We start from the raw sequence: 25,968 nt of genomic DNA on the forward strand, positions 1-25,968 counted from the left end.
AAAAAGCAGGATTTCATTTCAATATTACTGAGGCTGAGCAGATACAAAAAAATGATATAATGCGTTCACAGACGGCGGCCAAATGCAAAGCCCTGACCCGGCGGGTGGGGCTTTTCTGTTGCCTTGATGTCAACCAGGCGGAGGCGCGTATGAACAACGAGAAAGTCGTCGCAGAACCTCCCGGACCACAAATCTCGCTCCCGATGGTCCCGGCCGCCCCGCGCCGGGTCGGCCCTCCGTTGAAGGTCGCGGTTCTCGCGAATCTGAAAAAGAACGTTCCCCTGCGGACGGACGCCCCCCCCGACGACAACGTGGAATACGACCGCGAAGAGACCGTCGAGGCGATCCTCGAATCGCTCCGATCGGTGGGCCACAAGCCGTTCTTTCTGGAGGCCGACGCCTCGCTGCTCGACAGCGTCCGCAAAACCAAGCCCGAATTCTGCTTCAACATCTCCGAAGGGCTGCGCGGGGACGCGCGCGAATCGCACGTCCCGGCGATCCTCGAGATGCTCGGCATTCCCTACAGCGGGTCGCGGATTCTCGCCAACGCCATCTCGCTGGAAAAAGTCATCGCCAAACGCATCTGGCGCGACCGCGGCCTTCCGACCGTCCCGTTCCAGCTGTTCCACGATCCGGAAGCGCCGCTTCGCTCCACCCTGCGTTTCCCGCTGTTCGTCAAGCCCGTCCGCGAAGGCTCCGGCAAAGGCGTCTCCCCGACCTCGATCGTCCAAAACGAGGAGGAGATGCGGCGGGAGGTGCGCCGGATCGTCCAGGACTACCACCAGCCGGCGCTGGTGGAAAGCTTCCTGCCCGGCCGCGAATTCACCGTCGGGATCATCGGCAACCCTCCCACCGGACGCAAACGCGCCAACCCCGACCTGTACCACACCGACGGGTACCATTACTTCCCAATCCTCGAGATCGATCCAAACGTCGGGGTGGGCCACGGCGTATACGGATCGGAAGCCAAGGGAATCGTCCCCGGCGAAGAGGGCTCGCCGGTGTACACCTGCCCGGCCAAGATTCCCGACGCCCTGCGGAAGGAGATGTGCCGGCTGACAAAATCGGCGACGATCGCAATCGGCGCCGACGACTGCAGCCGGGTCGACATCCGTCTGGATTCCGACGGCCATCCGTACCTGCTGGAGATCAACACCCTGCCCGGCGTCAATCCGGACGTCAGCGACCTGTGCATCATGGCCAAGGCGGAAGGGATGCAGTACGCAATTCTGATCACGGAAATCCTCAATCTGGCCTGCGAACGCTGCGGCCTTGCGATGGAAGAGCAGGCGCCGGCCGCCGAGAAAAAAGCCGTCCAACGCGCACCTGCGGGATCCGGAACCGGCGCGGAAAAACGCTGATCCGGCGCAGGAAAAATCCTCCAGACGAAAACCGGGCGCCCGAAGGCCCGGTTTTTTTCTCCGCAACCGCCCTGCAACGCGCCGCTCCTCCGACCGCGCCGGATCGGCGAAGGCGGCACAGGGAATGTTACAATCCAATCCTCGGGAGGAACCCTCGTGACCGCAACCCAGGCAGGCGACCTGATTCAATTGGTCGGGCGCGACCACAAATACCGGCTGGTGCGGCTTCAACCGGGAGCGGATCTCCACACCCACCGCGGCCTGCTTAAGCACGACGACATGATCGGCAAGCCGTGGGGATCCCGCGTCGACAGCCATCTCGGGCGTCCGTTCTACCTGCTGCCTCCCTCCCTGCACGACCTCCTGCGCGACACGAAGCGCAGCAGCCAGATCGTATTTCCCAAAGACATCGGATACATACTGCTGAAGCTTTCAATCGTTCCGGGATCCACCATCCTCGAAGCCGGAACCGGTTCGGGCGCCCTGACCACGGCCCTGGCCACGGCGGTCGGCCCGCAGGGACGCGTGATCTCCTACGATTCGCGCGCCGACATGCAGTCCCTGGCCCGGAAAAACCTAGAACAACTCGGATTGGAAGGGCGCGTGGAATTCCGCCTGCGCGACATCTCCGAAGGATTCGAGGAAACCGACGTCCCGTCCCTCTTCCTCGACGTTCCGACCCCGCATGAATTCATCGGCCAGGCGCGCGCCGCCCTGCGGCCGGGAGGATTCTTCGGCTCGATCGTGCCGACCACCAACCAGGTCAGCCTGCTGCTCGCGGCGCTCGAGCGGAACGAGTTCGAGTTCGTCGAAGTAAGCGAGCTTTCCCTGCGCTATTACAAACCGGTGCCGGAACGGCTGCGGCCGACGGACCGGATGGTCGCCCATACCGGGTACCTGATCTTCGCCCGGCCGGTGCTGGAGGCGATCCTAGACGAGAAATCCGGCAAGCAGGATGCGCCGCCGGATGAAATCCTTCCAGGAGGATGACCCATGCCCAGGTTTCTCCGACCTCCGCGCCGCCCCCTCCGGCCGCTGGCCGCCGTCCGCCGCCGGGCCTTCAGACCGCCGCGGCCTTTGCCGCCGGGCCCGGTCCTGGCGCTTGCCGAAGCTCACCGGCTGATGGCGCAAGGGCAGTTCGCACCGGCGGCTGAAAAATTCGAGAACATCGCCGAAGCCGCGCGCGCCCAGGACCTGCCGTTCGCCCCGCGGCTTTTTTTCCAGGCCGCGCGGGCGAACTGGAGCGCCGGGCGGATTCCGCACGGCATGCAGCTGCTGCACGACGGGCTGGGCATTCTCGCCGCCGCTGGCGCAACCAAGCGCATGCATCAGATCTCCGCCGCCGCGGCGGAGGAACTTGAAGCGCTCGGACACACCGCGGAAGCGGAGGAAATCCGCCGATACCTCGCCCAATTCCCCTCCCCGGCGGAATCCGGCGCCGCCGCCTCCGCCGCCGAAATGCCGGCCGCGGCGGTTCACCCCATCCTGCCCGCCAATTGTCCGAAGTGCGGGGGCGGCATCCGCTCCGAAGAAGTGGAATGGATCGATGCCCAAACCGCGGAATGCGCGTATTGCGGCTCTCCGATCCGCCCGGAAAAGGGATAACGTCCCAATCGCCGCGCGCCTATGGCTTGGTGGCCCGATGGAACTTGCTGACCGGCTCCGGGCGGCCTTGCCCCTGGATATCCGCACCCCGTACCCTTCGCCCCGTCCGCAAGGGGGAATTCCCTCGGCGGTTCTGACGGCGCTGCAAAAAGAGCAGAGCGGCTGGAGCCTGGTGTTCATCCGCCGCGGCGAACGGCTGGCCGATCACCGCGGTCAGATCGCCTTTCCGGGCGGGCGAGCCGAGCCGGGGGATTCGGGTCCATTGCAGACGGCACTGAGGGAAACGGAGGAGGAAATCGGCCTGCCGGCCGAGGCGGTGGATCCGCTCGGAATTTTAGAGCCGATGGACACGCCGACCGGTTTCCGCATTTGGCCGGTGGTGAGCCGGATCCTTCGTCCGGGGGCGGTGCGGCCGGTTCCTCCGGAAGTGGCGGAGGTGTTCCGGATTCCGCTCGAGTGGTTGGCCGCCGAGGGTCGCTGGATACGGAAAACGCTCCCCGCCGAATCCGAAGGCGGGGAACGGCGGACGGTGTTTTTCGAAGCCTTTCGGGGACGGGTCGTCTGGGGCGCCACGGCGGAAATCACCCTGCGGCTGATCGATATTCTCCGTCAAGGACAAATCGCATGAAATTTCTTTTTTTCGGCGCCGGGGCGATCGGCGCGTACGTCGGCGGCAGCCTGGCCTGCGACGGGCACGCGGTGGAATACGTCGAGCGTCCCGAGGCGGCCGAAATCCTCCGCCGCGAGGGAATTGCGCTCACGGCCGCGGGGCAAATTCACCGGCCGCCGGCTCCGGGGGTCTGGATCCGCGCCGCCGACGCGCTGCAGGCGGGTCCGTACGATCTGGCCGTGTTCGCGCTGAAATCCTACGATACCGCCGCGGTCGTGGACACGCTCGTGGAATGGAAGGACAGGCTGCCGCCCGCGCTTTGCCTGCAGAACGGCGTGGAGAACGAGGCCGCGCTGGAGCAAGCCTTCGGCCGCGGCGGCGTGATCGCCGGGACGGTGACCAGCGCCGTCGGGCGCGGCCGGACGGGTTCGGCCGTGCTGGAACGGAAGCGCGGGATCGGCATCGCCGACGGACATCCCCTCAGCCGCCCGCTGGCCGCCGCGCTGGAGCGGGCCGGCCTGAACGCCCGCCTCTACCCTTCCGCCGCGGCAATGAAATGGTCGAAGCTGCTCACCAATCTGGTCGCCAACGCATCCGCGGCGATCCTCGGTATGCCCCCCGCCGCACTGTACGCCGATCCGCGGCTGTTCGCCATCGAGCGGGAGATGCTCCGCGAATGCCTGCGGGTGATGCGCCGGGCGGGCGTCGGCCTGACGGACCTGCCCGGCACCCCGGTGCGTGCGCTGGCATTCGCCGCCGAGCGGCTTCCCGCGTCGGTCGCGCGCCCGCTCCTGCTCCGCGCAGTCGGCGGCGGACGCGGCGGGAAGATGCCTTCCCTGTACCTCGACCTGCAATCCGGCCGCGGACGGTCCGAGGTGGCGTGGCTGAACGGCGCCGTCGCGCGGTCCGGAAGGCGTTGGAACACGGCAACGCCGGTCAACCGGATCCTCGCCGAAATCCTGCTCCGGCTGACCGAGGGGCGGGAAGCGTGGGAGCACTACCGCGATAAACCCGAAAACCTCCTCTCCGCCCTGTCCCCGGCCCGGATAGGCGCGGAGGCTTGACTGCATGCCGGGCGCCATCGATTGACCCGCCGCGGGGGGGAACCTATAATGACAGGCAACCGGTCCGTGACCGGTGCGAAGAAAGGAACCGTATGCTGACCAAAGGTACGCTCGAAAGCCAATTGAAGGACGCCATGCGCGCCAAAGACGAGGTCCGCCGGCGCACTCTGCGGATGATCCTTTCCGCGGTCAAGTTGGCCGAGGTGGAAAAGCGCGCCGCGCTAGACGAAGGGGCCTTGCTGGCGGTCCTCCAGAAGGAAGTGAAAACCCGCCAGGAGGCGATCGCCGATGCGGAGAAGGCCGGCCGGCCCGACCTTGCCGCCGATTCGCACGCCGAATTGGAGGTGATCAAATCCTACCTCCCGGCGGCGCTCACTCCGCAAGAGTTGGAATCGATCGTCCGCGAGGCGATTGCGGAGGCCGGCGCCGGATCGCCCGGCGACATGGGCAAAGTGATGAAATTGGCCGCCCCGAAAACCCAAGGCCGGGCCGACAACCGCGAAGTCAGCCAGTTGGTGCGCAAGCTGCTGGGAGGATGACCCGCACAGGGACAGCCGTGAGAGGCGATTCCAATTCCGCCCCGCCGCCCCGCTGGCGGCAAGTGCTCGGGAGGATTCCGACCGCCCTCCTGGTTTTCGGCGCCATGCTGGCCGCCGCGGCGATCCTCACCCTGCCCATCCTGCCGGGCCAACAGACCGTCAGCCTGGAGCTGGGGGATGTCGCCGCCGCGGATGTCGTCGCCCCGCGCTCCGTAACCTATGTCAGCGAAAGCCTCACCCGGCAGGCGCGCACGCAGGCCGCCGCGGCGGTGGCCCCGGTTTACGATCCGCCCGACCCGTTGATTGCGCGCGAACAAGCGGAAAAACTTCAGGCGGCGATCACCTTCATCGCCAACGTGCGCTCCGATCCCTACTCGACGTTCGAGGAAAAGCTTTCCGATCTCGCCCAGCTCAGCCAAGTGCAGTTGTCGTCCGAGACGGCCGCGCGGATCCTCCAACTCAACGACATCGATTGGGAACAAGTCCAGCAGGAGGCCAAGGCCGTGCTGGAGCGGATCATGCGCCAGCCGATCGGCCCCAGCCAGTTGGAGGAGATCGTCGAATCGATCCCCAATTACGTCAGCCTGTCGCTCCCCGAGACGCAGATCGCCCTGGTTTCGGAGTTGGTCCGCAACTTGGTGGTCCCCAACAGCCTCTACAACGCGGAGGCGACTGAAGCCTTGCGCGAAGATGCGTCGGCCAACACCGAAGCCGTCACCCGCAGCTTCGTGACCGGCCAGGTGGTGATCGCGCGCGGGAGAGTCGTGACCGAAGCGGATTTGGAGGCCGTCTTCATGCTTGGGCTGACGACCGAAGCGCTGAACCTCCGCACCACGGCCAGCATGGCGATCGCGGCGGCCCTCTTCACCGTTCTGCTTTCGGTCTTCGTCGCCCAATTCCATCCGGAGATCGCCCGCCGGGCGCGTTTGGTCTTCCTCTTCTGCCTGATCCTGCTCGCCTTCCTCGCCACGGCCAGGATCATGGTTCCGGACCATGCGGTCCTGCCGTTCCTGTTCCCGGTCTCCGCGCTGGGAATCCTTATCGCCTGCCTTTTCGGACGGGGGTTGGGAATCCTGTCGGCGATGGTCCTCTCCACATTCGCCGGCTGGCTCGGCAACAACCAGCTGGAGATCGCGCTTTTCGGCGGATTGAGCGGCCTGACCGCCGTCCTCCTGGTGGGGAAGGGCGAGAAGCCCCTGCAATTCTTCAGCGCCGGATTGGCGGTCGGGATGACCGGGTCGTTCGTGGTCGTCATCACCCGCCTTTCCGAGCCGGCCAGCGATCTGATCGGCATTCTCACCCTGATCGCCTGCAGCTTCGCCAACGGGCTGATTTCCTCCATCCTTTCGCTCGGCTTGCTCTTCCTGATCGGGATCCTGTTCGACATCCCGACCAACCTGCAGCTCTTGGAGCTCTCCCGTCCGGACCACCCCCTGCTGCGCGAGATCCTGTTGCAGGCGCCCGGCACCTATCAGCACAGCCTGCAAGTCGCCAACTTGGCGGAATACGCCGGGGAACGGATCGGGTCGAACACGCTTCTTCTGCGCGTCGGTGCTTTGTACCACGATGCCGGAAAAGCCCTGCATCCGGATTTCTTCGTCGAAAACCAAGCCGCCGAAGGGAATCCGCACGACCTCCTGGACCCGGAATCCAGCGCCCGCTTGATCATTCAGCACGCCCGCGACGGATTAGCCTTGGGCCGCAAGCACCGGCTCCCGACGCGGGTAAGGGACCTGATCGCGGAGCATCACGGAACCCTCCGCACGAGCTACCAATACGGATTGGCTCTCAAAGCCGCCGGGGGGAAAGCGCAAGACGTCGACGAAGAGAAATACCGGTATCCCGGCCCGCGTCCGCAGTCCAAGGAAGCGGCGATCCTGATGCTGGCCGACGGCGTGGAGGCGAAATACCGGGCGCTGATGCCCACCGCGCCGGAAGACGTGGAAAAACTGGTGCGGGACGTCCTCGACGACCGGATCGCCCAACGCCAGTTCGACGACACCGATTTGACCCTGCGCGACTTGGAGACGATCCGGAAGGCTTTCATCGACGCGCTCCGCGGCCGGGCCCATTCCCGCCTGCTGTATCCGGAAGATGAAAAGAAAACCCAAGCACGCCCGGCCCGCCCGAAGCGTTGAAGTCCGCCGTACGATTCTGATCCGGCGCGAACCGCGCCTGGCCGGAAAAGTTACGGCGGCGGCGGTCCGCCGAGCCGTCCTGCGGGCCCTCGAGCATCAATCCTTCCGGGAAGATTGTTCCATTTCGCTGGTGCTGGCCGGCGAGGAAACGGTGGCGCGCCTGAACGCCCGCTACCGCGGCGTGCCGCAGGCCACCGACGTGTTGGCCTTTCCGTCGCGCGTCGTCGATCCCCAAACGGCGGTCCGCCACCTCGGCGATGTTCTCATCTGCCTGCCGCGAGCCGCCGCGCAAGCCTCCGCCCGCGGGAAGACTCTCGAAGACGAGGTCCTGCTGCTCGCCGTTCACGGGACTCTGCATCTGCTTGGCCACGATCACCACACCGCACGGAAGAAGAAGCGGATGTGGGACGCCCAGAAGCAAATCCTGAAGGAGCCGGCCTGATACGCCATGACCCCCTTGAAATCCGCCAACCTGCTCGAATCCTTCCGCAATGCCTTCTCCGGCCTATGGTATGCGCTGCGCACTCAACGAAACGCCAGAATCCACTTGGTCTTTACGATCCTGGCCTCCGCCGCCGGGTTGTGGTTAGAATTGACCCTCGAACAATGGTGCCTGATCGTCCTGTCGATCGGCATGGTCTGGATGGCGGAATTGTCGAACACTGTCCTGGAACAGGTGGTGGATCTGCTCAGCCCGGAATACAGCATCCTCGCCAAAACCGCCAAGGACGTCAAAGCCGGGGTGGTGGTTGTGGCCAGCGGATCCGCCGTGCTTATCGGGATCCTGATCTTCGGCCCGAAACTGCTCTCGCAACTGTAAACGAAACCCCCGCCCTCCCTGCCAGGGTCGGCCTTCGTATTCTTTGTGCGGTTTTGGCAGGGATCCGGCATTCCCTCCCTTGACGGATCGGCCGCCGGATGATCCCCTCAATCCGGATGGTAAACAATTTGGCTTCGGTGGCCTTGCCCAATCGACGGTATGCGCCGGAATCCCACCCGGTGCATTCCTGCTGGACGCGCCTGCCGACCGACTAATAACCTCCTCTCCGATCCTCCCCCGGCCGCGGGCTGACCAGCTCCCCCGTGGCCTTTTTTAATTTCGATTCCCGACCCATCGTCACATCCGGCGATCGGCGCCGGGAAAATCGCCGAAACGCGAACCAGCCGGCCGTGGGCAAACCAGGGCCGGCTTTTTTTTTGAGGAACCATGGACAACGAAATTCTTCCCTCCTCCGCGGAGGGTGTAGTGTGCCTAAGGGATTACGCATCCTTCCAGGTGCGGATCGACGGCAAAACCGTCACCTGCGCCCTTTCCCCGCAGCGGCGGCGGGCCTTCTTCCGCCCGCACCGCCTGGCGGATCCGCCTTCCGAATCCTCCCGGCACCGGCTGGAAATCCCCTCCCCGGTAGTCGGCGACCGGGTGCAGGTCGTTCGAACCGGGCCGGACGCCGCCCTCATCACAAGCGTTCTACCGCGGAAAAACCGGATCTCCCGGCGGGCCGTCGGCGGATCCGGTGAACAGGTCCTGGCCGCCAATCTCGACCAAGTGGTCGCTGTTTGCGCCTTGGGCGCAACGAAGCCGGAATGGCATCTGCTGGACCGCTTCCTGGCGCTGGCCGAAATCGAGGAAATCCCGGCGGTCGTGATCCTGACCAAGGTAGACCTCCTACCCCTTTCCGGCCCGTTGCCGGAGGACGTCGGGCGCGAGGCGGCGGAATACCGCCGGATCGGATACCGGGTCGTAGCCTGCAGTGCAAAAACCCGGCAGGAAATTCTCGAAGTGGAATCGATCCTGCGGGGGAAGACATCCTTTTTTTTGGGCAAAAGCGGGGCCGGAAAATTGTCCCTGGCAAACGCCCTTTTTCCGAATTTGGGGTTGCGCGTGGCGGACACCGGCCGTTTCGGGGAGGGGCATTGCACGACGTCCAGCACCGAACTCCATTTCTTCCAACCCGGCGCGTTTGTGGATGCGCCCGGCCTGCGGATCCTCATCCCGTGGAGCGCAGACGATGTGGATCCGGCCTTGGGCTTCCGCGAAATGCGTCCTTGGATCGGACGCTGCCGGTTCGGCGTGGATTGCCGGCACACGGAGGAACCCGGGTGCGCCATCCGCCGCGCGGTTGAGTCGGGCTTGGTCAGCCCGCGCCGCTTCCGCAGCATGCTCCGCCTGGCGGAGAAACAGCAATGAAGGGCAATTCTTCCCCGGGTGAGTTCGCCTGCATGCGGTGCGGCGCAATCGTCTCCGCCGCCTACGAGCGGTCCGGCGTCCGCAACCGCAACCACTGCCCGTACTGCCTCTGGTCCCGCCACCTGGATTGGAATTCCCCCGGCGACCGGCTTTCCTCATGCAAGAGCGCGATGCGGCCGATCGGTTTGACGCTGAAACGCAACCGGAACAAATACGCGGTGTTCCCGTCCGGAGAGCTGATGATCGTCCACCGCTGCCCGGCCTGCGGCAAGGTCTCCGCCAACCGGGTCGCCGCCGACGACGCGATGGAATGCCTTGCCGAGTTGTTCCGCGATTCCCTGCGGTTGGAAGCCCCCTTCCGCCGCACAGCGGATCTTTCCGGGGTCCGGATCCTCGGCTCCGGGGATTGGGAAATCGTCTCGAGGCGTCTGTACGGGGCAAGCCGGCCGGCTCCGTCCGGACGGCCGCAGGGTTGATCCGCACCCTCGGCCGTTCGACTTGCCGACGGATTACGGGTATGATGGTCGCCGCCGTCGGCCCGTCCGCGGCGGGAGGGATCGGGATTGAATTGCGCTTTTCGCTTCGGCACCGTCGGCAGCCCCCTGTCCACACCTGCCAAGCCCGGAGGAACGGTCGGCGGCATCCGCCGCGCGGCCGAACTCGGCTTGGATTGCCTCGAACTAGCCTGGGTCCGCTCCGTGCGGGTCTCGGAAGCCGCCTGCGAATCCATCCGCCGCGAAGCGCAGCTGCGCCGAGCGGCGCTGAGCGTTCACGCCCCCTACTTCATCAACCTCAACGCGGATTCCGCGGAATGGCCCAAAAGCCGCATGCGAATCATGCAGGCGGCGCGATACGGCCGCCTGGCCGGAGCCACCGACATCGTCCTCCATCCCGGATCCTATTTCGGGCGCCCGCCGGCCGAAGTCCTGCGGACCGCCGTTCCACGCCTGCGGGAGTGCGTCCTCGAATTGCGGGCGGAAGGCAATCCGGTCATCCTGCGGCCGGAAACCATGGGAAAGGCCGCCTTGCTTGGATCGCTCGAGGATGTCCTCGCCCTGTCCGCGGAAATCGACGGCGTGCTGCCCTGTTTGGATTTCGCCCACCTGCATGCCCGGAACGGCCTCGGTAACAGTTTTGAAGAATGGATGGGGATGCTCGATAAAATCGGCGCCGCGCTGGGGAAGGAGAGCCTGGGCAGGATGCACATCCACCTCTCCGGGATCGAATACGGAGGGAAAGGTGAACGCCGGCACCTTCCGATCCGGGAAGCGGACCTTCGTTTCCGCGAGTTGCTGGAGGCGTTGAAAACCGCGCGCTGTTCCGGCAGGATCCTTTGCGAAAGCCCGCTCCTGGAGCAGGACGCCTTGTTCCTGCGTGATGCGTGGCGCGCGGAAGGCGGGTGAAGCTTGGCCCGCAATTACGCCGGAAGCCACAAAGCATAAGAAAGCTTGTTGTCTTCTCGGAACCTGACCGCGAGGCTGCCCCCGAGTTTTTCGGCGATTTTCCGGCACAGCATCAATTCCGGCTGGGTTACGAATTCTTCCTCGAATTCCGCGTTATTTTTCCAAGGCAGGATGATGCTATCGGCCGTCAGCCGCAGGGTGAATCCGCGGCGCCCATCCACGGCGGTCTCTTCCAATCCGATGGTGACCCAGCCTCCTTGCTGGGAGACCGTCAGCAAATGAATCACCAGCGCGTTGACCGCCCGGCGCAGGATTTCCTCGTCCACTGTCAGGGAAACCCCCGCGGCGCGGATTTGGATGCGGAGAATGACGCCCAGTTCGGCGGCCATGGTGGACAGCACCGCCGCTCCCCGAAACAGCATTCCGACCAGATCGGCGTTCGACGGCCGCACAGGTTCGCACAGGCGCCGGGTTAACTCATCCGCGGCAGATTCGGAAATCAGAATCTGCAACGGGTTTTCGCCGCGTGCCGGCGGACGATTCTCCACCGCCTCAAAGCCTTTTCCCAAGGAAAACGCCTCCGACAAACGCCCGGGGGGAAGGATACATGCCTGGGGCTAAAGCCATTATCCCACACCCGCCGTTCCCCGGCGTGCACACACAAAGGAAAGGGCGCGCCACCCCCTAGTGGCGCGCCCGGGGACGTACTGCCATCCAGCCCTTTTTCGGGCGCCCACCCCCCGGAGAATTCCGATTGCGAGTGCCTTTAGAAGTCCGGGATGGCTTTCAAACCGTCATTGCATCGGGACAACATCCACGGGATTCAATCCGGACGGCTCCAAGGGGACAGGCAAGATGTCGGTTGCATTCTCCCTGGTGGTCAGGGCGCTGAGGCGGTCCCGCTGCATGCACCGCGGGCAGAATAGCCGGTACACTTCCCTTTCCACATATCCGCAGACGCTGCAGACCCGCTCGCCGCCCATCTTTTCGAGTAAGCTTTCGTTCATCGGTCCCTGTCCTTTGACCTTTGGATGGCCGGATCCGGCCGGCGGTCATCCGCTGCGGGGCGGGAGGTCCACCTCAATCGGCCTTCGAAATTCGAACGCGGCATAGCCCTGAACCTTATGAGCCGCCTGCCTCCACAAACGCGCCACCCGCTCGACGCCGGCGGCGAATTCCTCGATGGTCTCGGCTTGAATGGCCAGCAAGGCTTCCTGCTCCCGGGGGTCAAGTCCAGCGGAACGAAGCAGTTGCACCCGATCCGATCCCAACAGCCGCGCACGGTAGGCGTCACTCACAACAGCCTGACAGACAATTCTCTGTATCGCCGAGTTATGCATCCCTTGGATCCTCCCTGCTGCCGGCTTGCACAGCCTGGTTTTTGGACTTGATAATTAGAACCATCCACCTCCTCCCGGCGGCGGTGCTCCCGGAGGGCAAGTGAAGCGGATGGTTTGGCGGGAATTGATGCGACGCATGTGGGCCTCCTTTTGGCCTGGTCCCTCCCGATCTCCCTTTCCATGCTATTACCGCATCCTCAACAAACACCTCACAGTGGGATTGTCAGATATAGACGTTTAATCCTATCCGGACCTAATTAATCCAATTTCGGTTTTTCTTGTAGGAGAAGGAAGAATTGGGACAGGCGCTCGGGACGGGCGCTTGGGACATTCCGCTGATGGAAAGCTATCCCCTCCCCTGAGGTAAAGAGGGAGTGTAGGAAGCCCGCCCCGACTCCGCCGTGCAGGCCGGGGGGCCGGGGGATAGGGGCGAGGTTGAATAACAAAAGGATTTCTCCAAATAATTGAATTGACTGAGTAGAAAGAAGCGTCAATTCCGACCGGGTTTTCCTGCGCGGGACTCACCGAAAAATCGCACTGCCGGCCTGTTCGATTTTTGGTTTTTTGTTTCCCTCTGAGAAGATATCCCCGGTGTCTTCAGCCCTTCTTCGACATTTCGGTCTGCCATCCGAAGCCATGCCGGGGCGTCGCAGAAAGACACCCAGCGGAAGACATCCGGCCTTCCAATCTCGCCCCGGCGTTTTCCGGTCGCAGCCCGGGATCGGGCGGCGGCGCAGCCGGACGGCTGTCATGGATTCCGATATCTATTGTGGCCTTATTCGGCGTTCGAAATCAAATTGTCGTAGAGGGTGCGGGTTTCGAGCGGAGGATCCAATCCTAAATCGTCCCGCAGCAATAAGAGGTATTTTTGATAATGATCTACCATTTCGTGCTTTCTTCCCATCGCCGAGAGGATCTTCAGCATCCGCTGATGCAGATCGTCCCGGAACGGATCGATTTCCAATCCGCGGGCGGCGCGCGCGCGCGCCTCCTCATACCGGCACTGCCCGAAATATTCGTCCGCCGCATCCCGAACCAACGCCAGGAACAATTGGTTGATCTCCTCCCGGCGCCGGCCGGCCCAGTCGACCGGCACGTCCCCTAGGTATTCCCCGCGGAACAACTGGGCGGCCCGGTCCATTTCCGCAAGCCTCCGCCGGTCCGTGATCGGTAGCGCCAACGCCCGGCGGCCGGTTCTCTCAAACGCGGCGACGTCGTATTCGACCGTGATGTTCTCCGCCAAGCGGCAGATCTGGTCCTTCAGCAGGAGGATGTCGGCTCCGACCGCCCGCCGGATCCGGTACAGCGTTTGATAGAGATTCGCCTGAGCCCGGCCGGCCGGCATCTCCGGCCAGAAGACGCTCAGCAGTTCCTCCCTTCCCACCGGCGAACGGTCGACCAGGTACAAAAAGACCTCTTTCGTCTTTTGGGAAACCCAGGCCGACCGGGAAACGGCCGCTCCGCACCAAGCGATCTCCAAGGAACCCAAGGCATTGACCGCAAGCACCAAGGTTTCGGCCGGCGCGGCCGGGGATTCCTCGGCGCGGGGTTTCCGCAACTGCCGCTCGGACCGCTCCGCGAGGGATACGCACATCCCGCCCAAGGTCGGATGCCCCGCAAAAGCGTCCAGCAGGTCCCGCGCACACCCCGCCTGGCGCACCAGGCTCTGGTCCGATCCGAAGGCGAACACCGAATCGAACGCCGCGCGCAGGGATTCTTCCGCCTGCGGATTATTGCCCGCGCGGAAAAATGATCGCGCCAGCAGGAAGCGCGCTTCGGCGGTGACGGTCTGGCTGGCGCCTGCGCACTCCAAAACCCCGAGGCCGTCCTTCAACAAATCCACCGCCTCGCGTGTGCGGCCCATTTCCTCCAGCAAGACCCCTTGCAGGATCCGGTCGCCCGCGCGCGTCACCTCGGTTTCCTTTTCCACCAATTCTTCCGCCCGCTGCAGCCATTCCATCGCGGCGGGATAGTTCTTCAACCACCGGTTCAGATCAGCCCACGCCCGGTAGAGATACGCGAGCATCGGCAAATCCCCGGTCTCCTCCGCCAGCCGGTCGGCCATGGCGTAGTACCCGCCCGCCTTGCTGTACTGGCCTCGGTCCTTCATTAAATCGCCCAGGCCGGCGAAGATCAGCGTCTGCGAATGCCGGTCTCCGGATTTCCTGGACCATTCCATCGCCTCGGCATAGGCGGCTTCCGCCTCCTCCAACTGGCCCATCATGTGCTGGTCGTAGGCCAGGTTGTTCAAGCCGATGGCGATCGGTCCCGGATAGCCGAGTTCCCGCCACATCCCCAAAGCCCGCCGCTGGAGGACGTAGGATTCCGAGGTGTCTCCCGCCGCTTGAAGCGTATTGGCCAACTCGGTCAGAACGTGCGCCCGGTCGTAGCTTTTCTCACCTTCGGGGAATTTGGCCAGGGCTTCCCGGAGGCAGCGGATGGCTTCCGGCATCCTTCCCAACGCCGCCGCGCACCGTCCGGCATGCTCCGCCGCCATCCGCAGGTCCGCGATTTCCACCCCTCCTTCCGGGCCTTTCCGCAGGAGCTCCGCAGCGAGATCCCAGCCCTTCTGATACTCCCCTTTGCGCAGCGCCAGCCAGGCCCGGCTGACCTGCAGGCTGTTCCGGCGGGCGGTGTTGTGCGATCTTTCCAAACCCTGGCGGGAGATCTCCAGGTACTCCTCCGCTTTCAAAAAATCCCCGCTCATTCCCAGCGTCATCGCCGCGCAGCCGAACAGCCGCGGAACTTCCAATCGGACCGGATACACACGCCGGGCCCAATCTTGAAGGGTCTGGGTCCTGCCCGATTCGTAGTACTTTTGAACGTTTTCCTCCGCCACTTTCGCGGCGCGGGACAAATCCTCCGCCTCGACGAAGAACGAAAACGCCGCCTCGGGCATGCCGACCCGCAAACTCCACTCGGCGGATTGGTTGAACAGCTGCTTGTGCCTGGCCGCGTCGCGTTTCATATGTTCGGCCAGCAGGAATTCGCGGAACAGATTGTGGAAACGGTAGATGGGCGGATCTTCCCCCGCAGCAAAGATGAACAAACGGCGGGCGTCCAGCTGCGAAAGCATCTGCCGACTGTCGGAACGGCCGAGGACGAAGTCGCAGGCCGCCGCGTCCATATCCGGGAGCACCGACGCCTCGAGCATGAATTGCCGCAGCGGGCCGGGCTGTTGTTCGAGCACCTCGCTCGCCAGGAAGCGGTAGATGCGGTCCTGGCCGATGATCCCCTCGCCGAGGGGCAGGCCTTTCCACAGCAGGTGGCTGCTGAGCAGGATCCCGGTCACCCAGCCTTCGTTCGCCGAAACCAACGCCTCCGCTTCGGCCGCCGGCAACGAGATGCGGTTGCGGGCCACGACCAGGGCTTGCACCTCCGCGGGGGTAAAGCGCAGGTGTTCCTCGCTGAAACCGGCCGCCTGCTGCAGCGCCACCAGGGGCGTGATGTGCAGCTCCGGAACGCGGCGGCTGATCAGGAGCAGGTGCAGGGCCGGCGGCATCTCCCGCAGGATGGCGTTTATGAATTCGACAATCTGGGGGGAATCGTCCGTCAGGTGGAAATCGTCGATCACCAAAACGGTGAAATCCGGAAGCGTGCGGTCCAGCGCACCGGCCAGAGCCGAACCGAGCGCGCCGGGTTTGCCGGTTGCGGCCGGCAAGCCGATCAGATTCGGCGACGGAGGATCCCAATCCTTCCAGGCGAAGGCCAGCGCCTGGACGATGTCCGCGCAGAATACGGAGGCATCCCGGTCGCCGGAATCCAGTTGCAGCCAGGCAACCGGAGCATCCGAAGCGCGGGCGAATTGCGCCGCCAGGGTGGATTTTCCATATCCCGGCGCGGCGCACAACAGGGTAATCTTCCGATAAATATTCCCCTGCACGGCTTCCAACAGCCGCGGCCGTTCTAACTCCCCCTCAAGCGGTTTGGGGGGTAAGAACCTGGCTTTCTGCCGCGGAGCAAGCGGCGGAACGGGCATGGAAAGGATTGTACTCCCGATTTCCCGCTTCCTTCCCGCGGGCCGCGTCCGCCGAAGGCTCGGATATAATCCGGTGGATTGCGATGAACCGGGAAAAGCAAACGCGTTTGTTCGCCGTGGATCCGCTTGCGCCGGAGGCGGAAGTCCTCCGGCTTGCCGCCGAAGCCCTGATCCGCGGCGAGTTGGTGGCGTTTCCCACCGAAACGGTGTACGGTCTGGGCGCGCACGCCTTCGACACGGCGGCCGTCCGGCGGATTTTCGATGCCAAGGGCCGTCCGTTCAACGATCCGTTGATCGTCCATCTCGCCTCCATGGAGGATCTGCGGCTTGTGGCCTCGGAGGTCCCCGCCGCCGCGGAGGCCCTGGGCGCGCGGTTTTGGCCCGGCCCCCTGACTCTCCTGCTTCCGCGCCGGGCTTCCCTCCCCTTGGAGGTATCCGCCGGCCTGGAGACCGTGGCCGTCCGAGTGCCTTCGCATCCGGTCGCGCACGGATTGCTGCAGGCGGCGGGGATCCCGGTCGCGGCGCCTTCCGCCAACCGGTTCGGCCACGCCAGCCCGACCCTGGCCGGCCATGTAATGGACGACCTGGACCAGCGGATCGACATGATCCTCGACGCCGGACCAACCGAGTGGGGCGTGGAGTCCACGATCCTCGACCCGCTCGCTTCGCCCCCCGTCCTGCTGCGGCCCGGCGGCGTTTCGCGCGCGGATCTCGAGGCCGTCCTCGGCCCGGTGCGGATCGCGCGCCCCGGCGAACGGATCACCGCCTCGCCCGGCCGCCGGCCGCGGCATTACGCGCCGGACGCGAGGTTGATCCTGTGTCCGGGCGGCTCGGCCGAGGAAATCGCCTCCGCCGTCGCGGCGGCCGCGCGCCGCCTTGCGGCGCAGAATCAACCGCTCGGCTTGCTCGCGGCCAGCGAAGTCTGCGACCGCCTCGGCGAAGCCGGGATCCCCTTCATCCGCCGCGATCTCGGATCCTGGAGCGACCTCCGCACCATCTCGCGCCGCCTGTTCGCCGGTTTGCGCGAACTGGAACGCGAGGGGGTTAAAACCATCTTCGCCCACCGCCTGCCCGCCGAAGGAATCGGCGCGGCCGTCAACGACCGGCTGGCCCGCGCGGCGGACGAAGCCGCGTCCTGAAACTCGGCTCGGGTTCGGCGCCCCTCCGATTGACCGCCGCTGCGAAGCGATGTAGCATAGGTGCCTATGGCGACCATCCTCCTGCTGAATTATCCTCCGGCCCTTGTCAGCCGCCCCGTCGTGGCAAGCCTGATCTCCATGTTCCATTTGGAGGTCAACATCCTGCGCGCCCAGGTGACGCGCGAGGAGGGGTGGCTGATCGTCGAAATCGACGGCGATCCGCGCCAACTTTCCGCCGCCCGGGATTGGTTAGCTAAAGAAGGAATCGAGGTCATCGAAGATCCGGACTTGGACGCCGGAGGATGAACCGAGCGGCGTCCGATACCCGCCGCTTCGAGCGGGGAGAGCTTTGGATGGGCCGGGAGAAGCGCGGCCGGCGCTCTCCCTGGGCGGCGGACTTTTCCTGCGGACCGCACGGCCTGCACACCGCCGAGCGGCGGGTGTTGGGCGCCCGAAGCGCCCGACTCGGCGCCGACGACTTAAATGATCAGTGAACCGCCCCCTCCGTCGGCCAATCCCGAACCTCCGATTCGCTCCCGCATTTCCATCCCCGGGCGAGGGGGATGGGCGCTCAGGGCAAGCATCGCTCTGATCTCCCGGGTGTTGCGCTTCGCCTTCCATCTGCTCTACTACCCGCTGGCCTTCACCTACGACGCCGTCGCCTGGATCGTCTCGGCCGGCGAGTGGGCCGAGTGGAGGCGCTGCGTCATCCCCCATCTCCTCCCCGGGCCGGTATTGGAAATCGCGCACGGGACCGGGACGCTGGCGCTTGACATGGCGGAGGGGGGATACGCCGTGACGGCGGTCGACCTTTCCCCGGCGATGGGGAGGATCGCCCGCGGGAAGAAGCGCCGGTGGCTCGCGCGCCGACCTTCCGGCGGCGATAACCCCTCCGCCGGTCCGGCCTTTATCCGGGCGGATACAGGCGGGCTGCCTTTTCGCGCCGATTATTTTTCCTCCGCCACGGCCACCTTCCCGGCGGATTTCCTGTTCGAACCGGCCACCTTCCGTTCCGTCCACCGCGTCCTTCGGCCCGGCGGACGGTGGATCATCCTTCTCACGGCCTTCCCGGAATGGTTCGCCCAAAGGCTGCTCCCGCAGGAGGATTCCAGGGTCCTAGGCGGCATGAGCGGCCCGCTGATCCGTGCGCTGGGGGATTGCGGTTTTTCGGTCCGGATCGAAATCGTCCGCCGGCCGCGCAGCCGGGTGTTGCTCATCTTGGCGCAAAAACGGCAAGAGACCTGAACACGGAGTAAACCCTTTCACCGCAAAGTCGCCAAGCCCGCAGGGGATTTCTTTATTCCTTTGCGGTCTTTCCGTCTTTGCGGTAAACGGGTTTTTGGAATTCGCGATTAAGCAAAAGCCTCCCGGCGGATCGGAGGAATCCGCCGGAGAGGCTGAGAGAGGATACGCAATCGAGGATCGGCCGGCTGTTAGGAGCGGTTGCCCTTCAGGCGCAGGAACGCCGGAAGGTCGTGATCCTCCCCGCCGTCGGCCATTCCGGAATAAGCCGGGACGCCCGGGCGCACCGCCACTTCCATCGGGATCGCGGTGTTGATCCTCCGCGGCGCGGGTACGGCGGCCGGCGGGATGGCCGAGTTCGGCAGGGTCATCTGCGAAGCCTTCATCGGCGCCGGCCGGGCCAGGATGCGGTCGAGCTTGCGGGTCACCGCGGGCTTCTCGAATCCGGTCGCGATCACCGTGATCCGCAGTTCGTCGGTCAGGCTCGGATCGATCACCGCGCCGAAGATCAGGTTGACGTCGGGATGGGCCGTCTCCTTGATGATCGCCGCCGCCTCGCTGACCTCGAATAGGCTGAGGTTGTTCCCGCCGGTGACGTTGAAGATCACGCCGCGCGCGCCGTCGATGGTGATGTCGAGCAGCTGGCTGGAGATCGCCTGCTCGGCCGCCTTGCGCGCCCGGTCCTCGCCCGAGGCGCGGCCTACGGCCATCAGCGCCGCGCCGCCTTCCTGCATGATCGCCCGCACGTCGGCGAAGTCGACGTTGATCAGGCCGGGGATGGTGATCAGCTCGGAGATCCCCTGCACGCCCTGGCGCAGGACGTCGTCGGCGATGCGGAACGAATCCTGCAGGCTGGCCCGCTTTTCGGTCAGTTGCAGCAGGCGGTCGTTGGGGATCACGATCAGCGTGTTGACGTACTCCTTGAGCTTGGCGATCCCCTCCTCGGCCGTGTGGGCCCGGCGGTTGCCTTCGAACGTGAACGGCTTGGTGACCACCCCGATGGCCAGAGTCCCGACTTCCTTGGCGATCTGGGCCACGATCGGCGCCGCGCCGGTTCCCGTCCCGCCGCCCATCCCGCCGGTGATGAAGACCATGTCCGAGCCCTTGATGATCTCGTAGAGCTCGTCCGCGGATTCCTCGGCGGCCTTCTGGCCTATCTTTGGATCGCCGCCCGCGCCGAGGCCTTTGGTGACCTTTTCGCCGATCCGAACGCGGGTGGGCGCGTTCGAAAGCAGCAGCGCCTGGGCGTCGGTGTTGACCGCCACGAACTCGATTCCCTTGAGATCCTCGGCGATCATCCGGTTGACGGCGTTCTGCCCGCCGCCTCCCACGCCGATCACCTTGATTCTTGCAAACGCCTCCGACCTTTGTACCGATGCCATGGATCCTCCTCTCAATTTGTCGTGTCGCTTTGTCCGATCCGGTTCCGATCCGTTCGCGGATCCCGGTGTTCCGTCCGCGCGGCTCCTCCGCCGCGGGAAGGCCGTCTCAGGGCGCCATGCCTTTCAGAATCGTCTTGATGAAATCCTGGATTTTTTTTCCGAAATCGGCGCCCTCTTTGCGCCGGGGCTTGTGCGCCGGCTTCGCCGCCGAGAGCCCCTGGACTTCCTTCTGCAGCCAAATCAGCAGGCCGACGCTGGTGGCGTAGGCCGGGCTGTTCAATTGATCCACCAGCCCCTTGAGCTCCCCGGGGCCGGCGACCCGCACCGGCAGGCCGAGGGTTTGGCTGGCGTACATCCGCACTCCGGGAAGCAGGCTTGCGCCGCCGGTCAACACCACGCCCGCCGGCAGGTAATTCAGCATCCCCACCCGTTCGATCTCCTCCAGGACCATGGAGAAGATCTCTTCCATGCGCGGCTGGATGATCGACACCAGATCCGACCGCAGAACCTGAGCCGGAGCCTCCTCGCCGAACAAGCGGACCATGAAGCTTTCGCCGGGCGTGATTTCCGAAGGCAGGGTGTGGCCGTGCTGCAGCTTGATCGATTCGGCAATTTCGGCGGGCATCCGCAGTCCGTGGGCGATGTCGGCGGTAACGTGGTTGCCGCCGACGGGCAACACCGCGGTGTGGCTGACCGTGGCCTCGTGATAGAGCGCCAGGTCGGTCGTGCCGCCGCCGATGTCGACCACAGCCGCGCCCATCTCGCGCTCCGTCTCGCGCAGGACCGCCTCGGCCGAGGCGATCGGATTGAGGACGAAGCCCTCCACTTCCACGCCGCAGATCTGGACGCATTGAGCCAGATTGCGCAGCGCGGTGGTGGAGGCGGTGATGATGTGGGTCTCCATCTCCAGCCGGAAGCCGTGCATCCCGACCGGATTGCGGATCCCCTCCTGGCCGTCGACGACGAATCCGCGCGGGATCACGTGCACGATCTGCCGGTCGTAAGGAACCGCGATTGCGCTGGCGGCTTCGTTCGCGCGGGCGACGTCCTCCGCGGCGATGATCTCCCCGGACACCCCCACCACGCCCCGGCTGTTGATCGAGGAAACCTGCGCCCCGGCCAGGCTGACCACCGCCGAGGCGATCTCGTAGCCCGCCGTCCGCTGGGCTTTGTCGACCGAGGCGGCGATCGCGCGGGCCGCTTCCTCGACGTTGACCACCACGCCGCGCCGGAGGCCGCGCGAAGGTTCGATCCCCACCCCGATGACCTGCAGCGAGCCGTCCTCCAGCTCCTGCGCCACCAGGGTGCAGATTTTCGTCGTCCCGACGTCGATTCCTGTGTACAGATTCACATTCATCCGATCCGCATCCTTGCCGCGCGCCTACCGGCGGTAGAACGGCTGACGCAAATTCTCCACGCTCACCATCCCCGGCCGGATTCCGCGGGCGGTCAGGGAATCGACCAGCCGTCGGTAGGCGTCCAGCTTCCGGACGATCTGCCCCGAAGTGCCGAAGTACACCATCCATCCGCCGGGGTCCATCATCCCCAGCCCGTGGCGGACGTCGTAGATCAGCCGGGTTCCCGAGGGAAGCGCCACGGTGAGCTCCAGCGCTTGCACCACCACCTGCGGGTCGATGTCCGCCGCGCCGTCCAGGGCGATCGCCAGCCCCTGCTCGCGGACTTCCAGGCGGACCAAATCCGAACGTTCGGCGAGCGCCGGGAAGAAGACGCCCTCGGCATCCACCCAGAAGGAGGCGTTTTCCTGGATCCACAACAGAATCGGTTCGCGCTCCAGGATCCGCACCGTCACCTCGCCGTTGACCTCCACGCTCACCGACGCCCGCCGCACGGCCGGGATTTTTCGAAGGATCTCGGCTTCCGCCGCGGCGGGCGAGATCAAAAACAGATTGCCGCCCTGCAAGCCCGAGGCGCTGAATACTCCATCCGGGCTGAGATGCCGCAGGCCTTCGATCTGCGCCGACCGCACCTGGAAATTCGGAGAGGTCAGCAGAAACAACAAGCCGGCGCAGGCCAATCCGGCCAGAAGCACGGCCAGAGAGCGCGGCGAAAAGGAAATCGTCACTGCCGGCAGCTGGACTTCGGCCCCCCGTTCGGCCAGGGGGATGCTGTACATCCGCTGGGCCCGGGCCGCCGGACCGCGGGGGCGAATTTCCCATCTCGGCTGCGGCGCGGCAGGGCGGGCCGCAGCCGGATGGGAACGCCACTCCGGATTGTTCCGCGCCGCCGCCTTGCGGCGCTTGCGGCGCAGCTGATCCGCTCTGGTCGTGTTCTCCTTCCGTCCCAATACGATTGCCATGTTTGCCTTCAAATTCCTCAGATTGTCCGCCACCCGGAGCGCCCGCTTTTTTCCTGGTTTGGAAGCGAAAGATCCCGATCCAGGTCCGGAGAGGCTCCGCTTCCCCTCGCAGCCCCCGCTCCGCAGAGGCCGGCGCGGGGCGGAGCGCTTGGAAAGACTTCCTTCCCGCGATTAATTCCTGCGATAGCTCCGTTCGTTCTTGGCGCGCTCCGCGTGCCGCTCGAGCGCAAGATCAATCAATCGGTCGAGCAAATCGGGATAGGGCAATCCGCTTTTTTCCCAAAGCTTCGGGTACATGCTGATGGCGGTGAAGCCCGGCATGGTGTTCAATTCGTTGAGGAACACCTCGCCGGTCCGGCGGTCCATCAGGAAATCGGCCCGCGAAAGCCCGGCGCCGTCGATCGCCCGGTACGCCTCCACCGCCCAGCGCTGGATCTCGCCGGCCTTTTCCTCCGGGATCGGCGCCGGGATGAGCAGCTGCGAGGTTCCGTCGACGTATTTCGATTCGTAGGAATAAAACTCGCGGCTGGGAACGACCTCGCCCGGGACGGAGGCTTCCGGCCGTTCGTTGCCGAGCACGCTGACTTCGATCTCGCGGGCGTCGATCCCGCGCTCGACCAGCACCCGCCGGTCGTAGCGCGCGGCATCGGCCATCCCCTCCATCAAATCGGAGCGGTTGGCGCAGCGCGAAATGCCGACCGAGGAGCCGAGGTTGGCCGGTTTGGTGAACAGCGGGTAGGCGCCCACCGCTTCCGCCCGCCGCACGGCCCCGTCCAGGTCGTGCGCGATCTCGCTCCGGGTGCAGAGGATGTATTCCGGAATCGGAATGGCGTGGGCGCGCATCAACTGTTTGAACAGCGCCTTGTCCATCGCCACCGAGGAAGCCAGCACGCCCGCCCCGACATAGGGCACCTCGGCCATCTCGAGCAGCCCCTGCAGCGTGCCGTCCTCGCCGAACGTCCCGTGCAGGACCGGGAAGACCACGTCCACCTCGCGGAAAAGCTTTAAACGCAGCTCCGCGTCGCCCCCGTCCGGCCGGATCTCCCAGATCCGCGACGGCCCCGGCTCGGCCAGCATGGCGGCGCGTTTGCCCCCGCCGCTCCGGCTTTGCAACGCCTGCATCACCCCCGCGCCCGCCATCCAGCGGCCTTCCGGGGTGATGCCGATCTCCACCACTTCGTAGCGCGCGGGATCGAGCGCGTCGAGCACCGAACGGGCCGACATCAGGGAGACTTCGTGTTCCCCGGAGCGGCCGCCGTATATCACTCCGATCCGCAGTTTACCCATGTCCGCCTCGCAGCGTCTCCGGCCAATCTCCAGCCATGACGATCTCCGGTTCAAGGTCGATCCCGAACCTTTCCCGCACCGAACGGCGGGCCAAATCCATCAGGGCGCGGATGTCTTCGGCCCGGGCGTTCCCCAGGTTGAGGAAGAAATTCGCATGTTGGGTCGAAATCTCCGCATCGCCCATCCGGTATCCTTTTAGTCCCGCCGCCTCGATCAGCCGTCCGGCGTAATCCCCGGGAGGATTCTTGAACATCGATCCCATCGAGGATCCGGTCGGCTGGGTTTCCCGGCGCTTGGACAGAAATCCGCCGATCCGGGCGACGGCTTCCGAAGGATCGCAGCGCCGCAGCGCAAACTCCACCGCCAGCACCACCGCCTGCCCGGGGCTCTTGCGCAGGAGGCTGGAACGATAGGAAAATTCCAGCGCATCCGGCCCGATCCGCCTGCGGTCGGCCGAGATTCCGGCCTTTTTTTCCGATTCCATTCGTTGCAAGATTTCGACCATTTGCAGCGAGCCGGCGGTGTCGGCCCCGAAGGCGCCGGCGTTGCCCACCACCGCGCCGCCGACGGTGCCCGGGATCGCCGCCGCCCACTCGAGGCCGGTCCAACCCATCTGCGCCGCCTGGCGCGCCACCGCACCGATCGAAGCGCCGGATTCGGCCCAGACCACCGCGTTGTCCTTCGCCCCGTTGTTCCCCGGCCGGATTTCGTAGCGCTTGCCACGGTTCAGCAGGACCAGGTCGCGGCAGCCGTTGTCGGAAATCAGCGTGTTCGATCCGCCGCCGAGGACAAAGAACGGGATTTCATCCCGCCAGAGCCATTCCGCCGTCCGGGCCAATTCCTCCGCATCGCGCACTTCCACCAGCGCGTCCGCCAGCCCGCCGATTTTAGCCGTGGTCAGGCGGTCCAGGGGGACTTCCTCCTGTAGCCGGTCCCCGAAGTGCGCGCGCAGTTTTTCCAACGGGAGGATCGGCGCCCGGATCGCCGCGGCGCCCTCGGCTTCGATCTGCCGCATCCGGCGCAGGACTTCCTCCCCGATCCGGTTGGCGTCGCCCGCGCTGAGCATCACCAGCACGTCCCCGCAGCGCAGTTCGCGCGTCAGGTATGGGACGGCTTCCATTAGTTCAGGGATGTAGACGGCTTCGGTGTCGGTCATCGCGCGCACCATCTCCTCGATCGGGAACGCGGCGTCCACCGGTTCGCGCGCCCGATACACGGGAAGCACCACCGTTTTGTCGGCTTCGCCAAAGGCCTGCTCGAATTGCTTCAACAGCACCCTCGTCCGGGAATAGGTATGCGGCTGCCATACCGCCCAGATCCGCCCCTGCGGAAAGCGCTGGCGCGCCGCGGAAAGCGTGGCGCGGATCTCGCTGGGATGGTGGGCGTAATCGTCCACCACCGTCACCCCGCAGGATTCCCCCTTGATCTCGAAGCGCCGTTCGGCGCCGTGATACTGGGCCAGGGATTTCGCCGCGTGCGAAAACGGAATCCCGCACAAATCCGCCGCGCACAGGGCGGCCAGCGAATTGCAGACGTTGTGCATGCCCGGCAGCCGGATTCGCACCCGTCCGAGCACCTCGCCGCTCCGCACCGCGAGGAAATCGCTTCCGCCCTCGGCGTTGGCTTGGATCTGGGTCGCCTGCCAATCGGCCTCCATCTCGACGGCGTAGGAATACACCGAAATGTCGGGCCGCCGCTTTCCCAGATCCTCGACGACGTGGATCGCGCCGGCCGAATCCGCGCACACCGCCACCGAGCCGTCGGGCTGCATGCGGCCGAGGAATTCGGCGAAGGCCCGGTACAGGTCCTCGAGCGTCGGGTAGCAGTCCGGATGGTCGTGCTCGACGTTGGTCAGCACCGTGATCCACGGCGCCAGCCCGAGGAAGGCGCGGTCGTATTCGTCGGCCTCAATAACGAAATGGTCGCCCTGCCCCGCCCGCGCGTTGGCGCCGCCGAAATCGGCCAGCGCGCCGCCGGCGATGAAAGAAGGATCCAACCCCCGGCGGACGAGCAGGTGGGCGATCATTCCGGTGGTGGTCGTTTTGCCGTGGGTGCCGGCCACCGCCACGGTGCGCTTGCCGCGGGTGAGCGGACCGAAGAATTCGGAGCGCTTGTAGACCGGCAGCCCCGCCCGGCGCGCCGCGGCCACCTCGACGTTGTCTTCCTTCACCGCCGAGGAGACGATCACCGCGTCCGCGCCGCGGACGTTTTCCGCCGCGTGCCCGAGCTCCACCTGCGCGCCGAGGTCGCGCAGGCCGTCGAGGAAGGTGGATTCCGCCATGTCTGAACCGCTCACCCGCTCACCCCGTTCCAGGAGCACCCGGGCAATCGCCGAAAGCCCCGAACCGCCGATTCCGACCAAGTGGTAATGCAT

Annotated in this window: 25 protein-coding genes; 16 read left to right on the top strand and 9 right to left on the bottom strand. The window is 65.3% G+C overall.

What is annotated here, in order from left to right; genetic code table 11:
* Positions 1-149 precede the first annotated feature (149 nt).
* From JW929_03190 to JW929_03245, 12 genes are all read left to right on the top strand, one after another.
* Positions 150-1,361 (top strand): hypothetical protein, encoded by a 1,212-nt coding sequence (locus JW929_03190; protein ID MBN1438391.1) that lies wholly within the window; start codon positions 150-152, stop codon positions 1,359-1,361.
* A 156-nt stretch (positions 1,362-1,517) separates the two neighbouring features.
* Positions 1,518-2,351 carry a tRNA (adenine-N1)-methyltransferase gene (locus tag JW929_03195; protein ID MBN1438392.1) on the top strand — a complete coding sequence of 278 codons (834 nt, stop codon included), beginning with the start codon at positions 1,518-1,520 and terminating at the stop codon, positions 2,349-2,351.
* A 3-nt stretch (positions 2,352-2,354) separates the two neighbouring features.
* Entirely contained in the window at positions 2,355-2,966 is a 612-nt protein-coding gene (locus JW929_03200; GenBank protein ID MBN1438393.1) for a hypothetical protein, read from the top strand.
* A gap of 37 nt (positions 2,967-3,003) precedes the next feature.
* Positions 3,004-3,594, top strand: coding sequence for a CoA pyrophosphatase (locus tag JW929_03205; protein ID MBN1438394.1), 591 nt, complete (start codon positions 3,004-3,006; stop codon positions 3,592-3,594).
* Positions 3,591-4,640, top strand: a complete 1,050-nt coding sequence (locus JW929_03210; GenBank protein ID MBN1438395.1) for a ketopantoate reductase family protein — start codon at positions 3,591-3,593, stop codon at positions 4,638-4,640. Before JW929_03205 ends, JW929_03210 begins: the two co-directional genes overlap by 4 nt.
* A 92-nt stretch (positions 4,641-4,732) precedes the next feature.
* Complete coding sequence (locus JW929_03215; protein ID MBN1438396.1) at positions 4,733-5,179, top strand: GatB/YqeY domain-containing protein; 447 nt, start codon at positions 4,733-4,735, stop codon at positions 5,177-5,179.
* Positions 5,176-7,317 (top strand): HD domain-containing protein, encoded by a 2,142-nt coding sequence (locus JW929_03220; protein ID MBN1438397.1) that lies wholly within the window; start codon positions 5,176-5,178, stop codon positions 7,315-7,317. Before JW929_03215 ends, JW929_03220 begins: the two co-directional genes overlap by 4 nt.
* Positions 7,274-7,759: an rRNA maturation RNase YbeY gene (gene ybeY / locus JW929_03225; GenBank protein MBN1438398.1), complete on the top strand. Its 486-nt coding sequence runs from the start codon at positions 7,274-7,276 to the stop codon at positions 7,757-7,759. The genes JW929_03220 and ybeY overlap by 44 nt, the downstream gene beginning before the upstream one ends.
* Positions 7,760-7,765: 6 nt before the next feature.
* Complete coding sequence (locus JW929_03230; protein MBN1438399.1) at positions 7,766-8,137, top strand: diacylglycerol kinase family protein; 372 nt, start codon at positions 7,766-7,768, stop codon at positions 8,135-8,137.
* A 387-nt stretch (positions 8,138-8,524) separates the two neighbouring features.
* Positions 8,525-9,505 (top strand): ribosome small subunit-dependent GTPase A, encoded by a 981-nt coding sequence (rsgA, locus tag JW929_03235; protein MBN1438400.1) that lies wholly within the window; start codon positions 8,525-8,527, stop codon positions 9,503-9,505.
* Positions 9,502-9,981 carry an RNHCP domain-containing protein gene (locus JW929_03240; GenBank protein ID MBN1438401.1) on the top strand — a complete coding sequence of 160 codons (480 nt, stop codon included), beginning with the start codon at positions 9,502-9,504 and terminating at the stop codon, positions 9,979-9,981. The genes rsgA and JW929_03240 overlap by 4 nt, the downstream gene beginning before the upstream one ends.
* Before the next feature lie 87 nt (positions 9,982-10,068).
* Complete coding sequence (locus JW929_03245; GenBank protein MBN1438402.1) at positions 10,069-10,908, top strand: TIM barrel protein; 840 nt, start codon at positions 10,069-10,071, stop codon at positions 10,906-10,908.
* A 14-nt stretch (positions 10,909-10,922) separates the two neighbouring features.
* Here the strand turns inward: JW929_03245 and JW929_03250 are convergent, their stop codons facing one another.
* The 4 genes from JW929_03250 to JW929_03265 all read right to left on the bottom strand — a co-directional run bounded on the left by JW929_03250 (position 10,923) and on the right by JW929_03265 (position 16,227).
* Positions 10,923-11,477 (bottom strand): hypothetical protein, encoded by a 555-nt coding sequence (locus JW929_03250; GenBank protein ID MBN1438403.1) that lies wholly within the window; start codon positions 11,475-11,477, stop codon positions 10,923-10,925.
* A 225-nt stretch (positions 11,478-11,702) separates the two neighbouring features.
* A complete protein-coding gene (locus JW929_03255) occupies positions 11,703-11,915 on the bottom strand; it encodes a transposase (protein MBN1438404.1) in 213 nt (70 codons plus the stop codon).
* A gap of 45 nt (positions 11,916-11,960) precedes the next feature.
* Positions 11,961-12,248 (bottom strand): hypothetical protein, encoded by a 288-nt coding sequence (locus JW929_03260; GenBank protein MBN1438405.1) that lies wholly within the window; start codon positions 12,246-12,248, stop codon positions 11,961-11,963.
* Positions 12,249-13,023: 775 nt separating this feature from the next.
* Entirely contained in the window at positions 13,024-16,227 is a 3,204-nt protein-coding gene (locus JW929_03265; protein ID MBN1438406.1) for a hypothetical protein, read from the bottom strand.
* Between the two features lie 83 nt (positions 16,228-16,310).
* Between JW929_03265 and JW929_03270 the strand changes: the two genes are divergently transcribed.
* From JW929_03270 to JW929_03285, 4 genes are all read left to right on the top strand, one after another.
* Entirely contained in the window at positions 16,311-17,366 is a 1,056-nt protein-coding gene (locus tag JW929_03270; GenBank protein ID MBN1438407.1) for a threonylcarbamoyl-AMP synthase, read from the top strand.
* Positions 17,367-17,432: 66 nt separating this feature from the next.
* Positions 17,433-17,672, top strand: a complete 240-nt coding sequence (locus JW929_03275) for an NIL domain-containing protein (GenBank protein MBN1438408.1) — start codon at positions 17,433-17,435, stop codon at positions 17,670-17,672.
* Positions 17,669-17,860: a hypothetical protein gene (locus JW929_03280; protein ID MBN1438409.1), complete on the top strand. Its 192-nt coding sequence runs from the start codon at positions 17,669-17,671 to the stop codon at positions 17,858-17,860. The genes JW929_03275 and JW929_03280 overlap by 4 nt, the downstream gene beginning before the upstream one ends.
* Complete coding sequence (locus JW929_03285; GenBank protein ID MBN1438410.1) at positions 17,850-18,611, top strand: methyltransferase domain-containing protein; 762 nt, start codon at positions 17,850-17,852, stop codon at positions 18,609-18,611. The genes JW929_03280 and JW929_03285 overlap by 11 nt, the downstream gene beginning before the upstream one ends.
* 188 nt (positions 18,612-18,799) lie before the next feature.
* Here JW929_03285 and ftsZ read toward each other — a convergent pair whose 3' ends face one another.
* From ftsZ to murC, 5 genes are all read right to left on the bottom strand, one after another.
* A complete protein-coding gene (gene ftsZ, locus JW929_03290; protein ID MBN1438411.1) occupies positions 18,800-19,990 on the bottom strand; it encodes a cell division protein FtsZ in 1,191 nt (396 codons plus the stop codon).
* 106 nt (positions 19,991-20,096) lie between these two features.
* A complete protein-coding gene (ftsA, locus tag JW929_03295; GenBank protein ID MBN1438412.1) occupies positions 20,097-21,347 on the bottom strand; it encodes a cell division protein FtsA in 1,251 nt (416 codons plus the stop codon).
* Positions 21,348-21,371: 24 nt separating this feature from the next.
* Positions 21,372-22,307: an FtsQ-type POTRA domain-containing protein gene (locus JW929_03300; GenBank protein ID MBN1438413.1), complete on the bottom strand. Its 936-nt coding sequence runs from the start codon at positions 22,305-22,307 to the stop codon at positions 21,372-21,374.
* A gap of 171 nt (positions 22,308-22,478) precedes the next feature.
* Positions 22,479-23,594, bottom strand: coding sequence for a D-alanine--D-alanine ligase (locus tag JW929_03305; GenBank protein MBN1438414.1), 1,116 nt, complete (start codon positions 23,592-23,594; stop codon positions 22,479-22,481).
* Positions 23,587-25,968 (bottom strand): UDP-N-acetylmuramate--L-alanine ligase, encoded by a 2,382-nt coding sequence (gene murC, locus JW929_03310; GenBank protein MBN1438415.1) that lies wholly within the window; start codon positions 25,966-25,968, stop codon positions 23,587-23,589. Before murC ends, JW929_03305 begins: the two co-directional genes overlap by 8 nt.

The sequence above is a fragment of the Anaerolineales bacterium genome, assembly GCA_016928575.1.
Taxonomy (GTDB): domain Bacteria; phylum Chloroflexota; class Anaerolineae; order Anaerolineales; family RBG-16-64-43; genus JAFGKK01.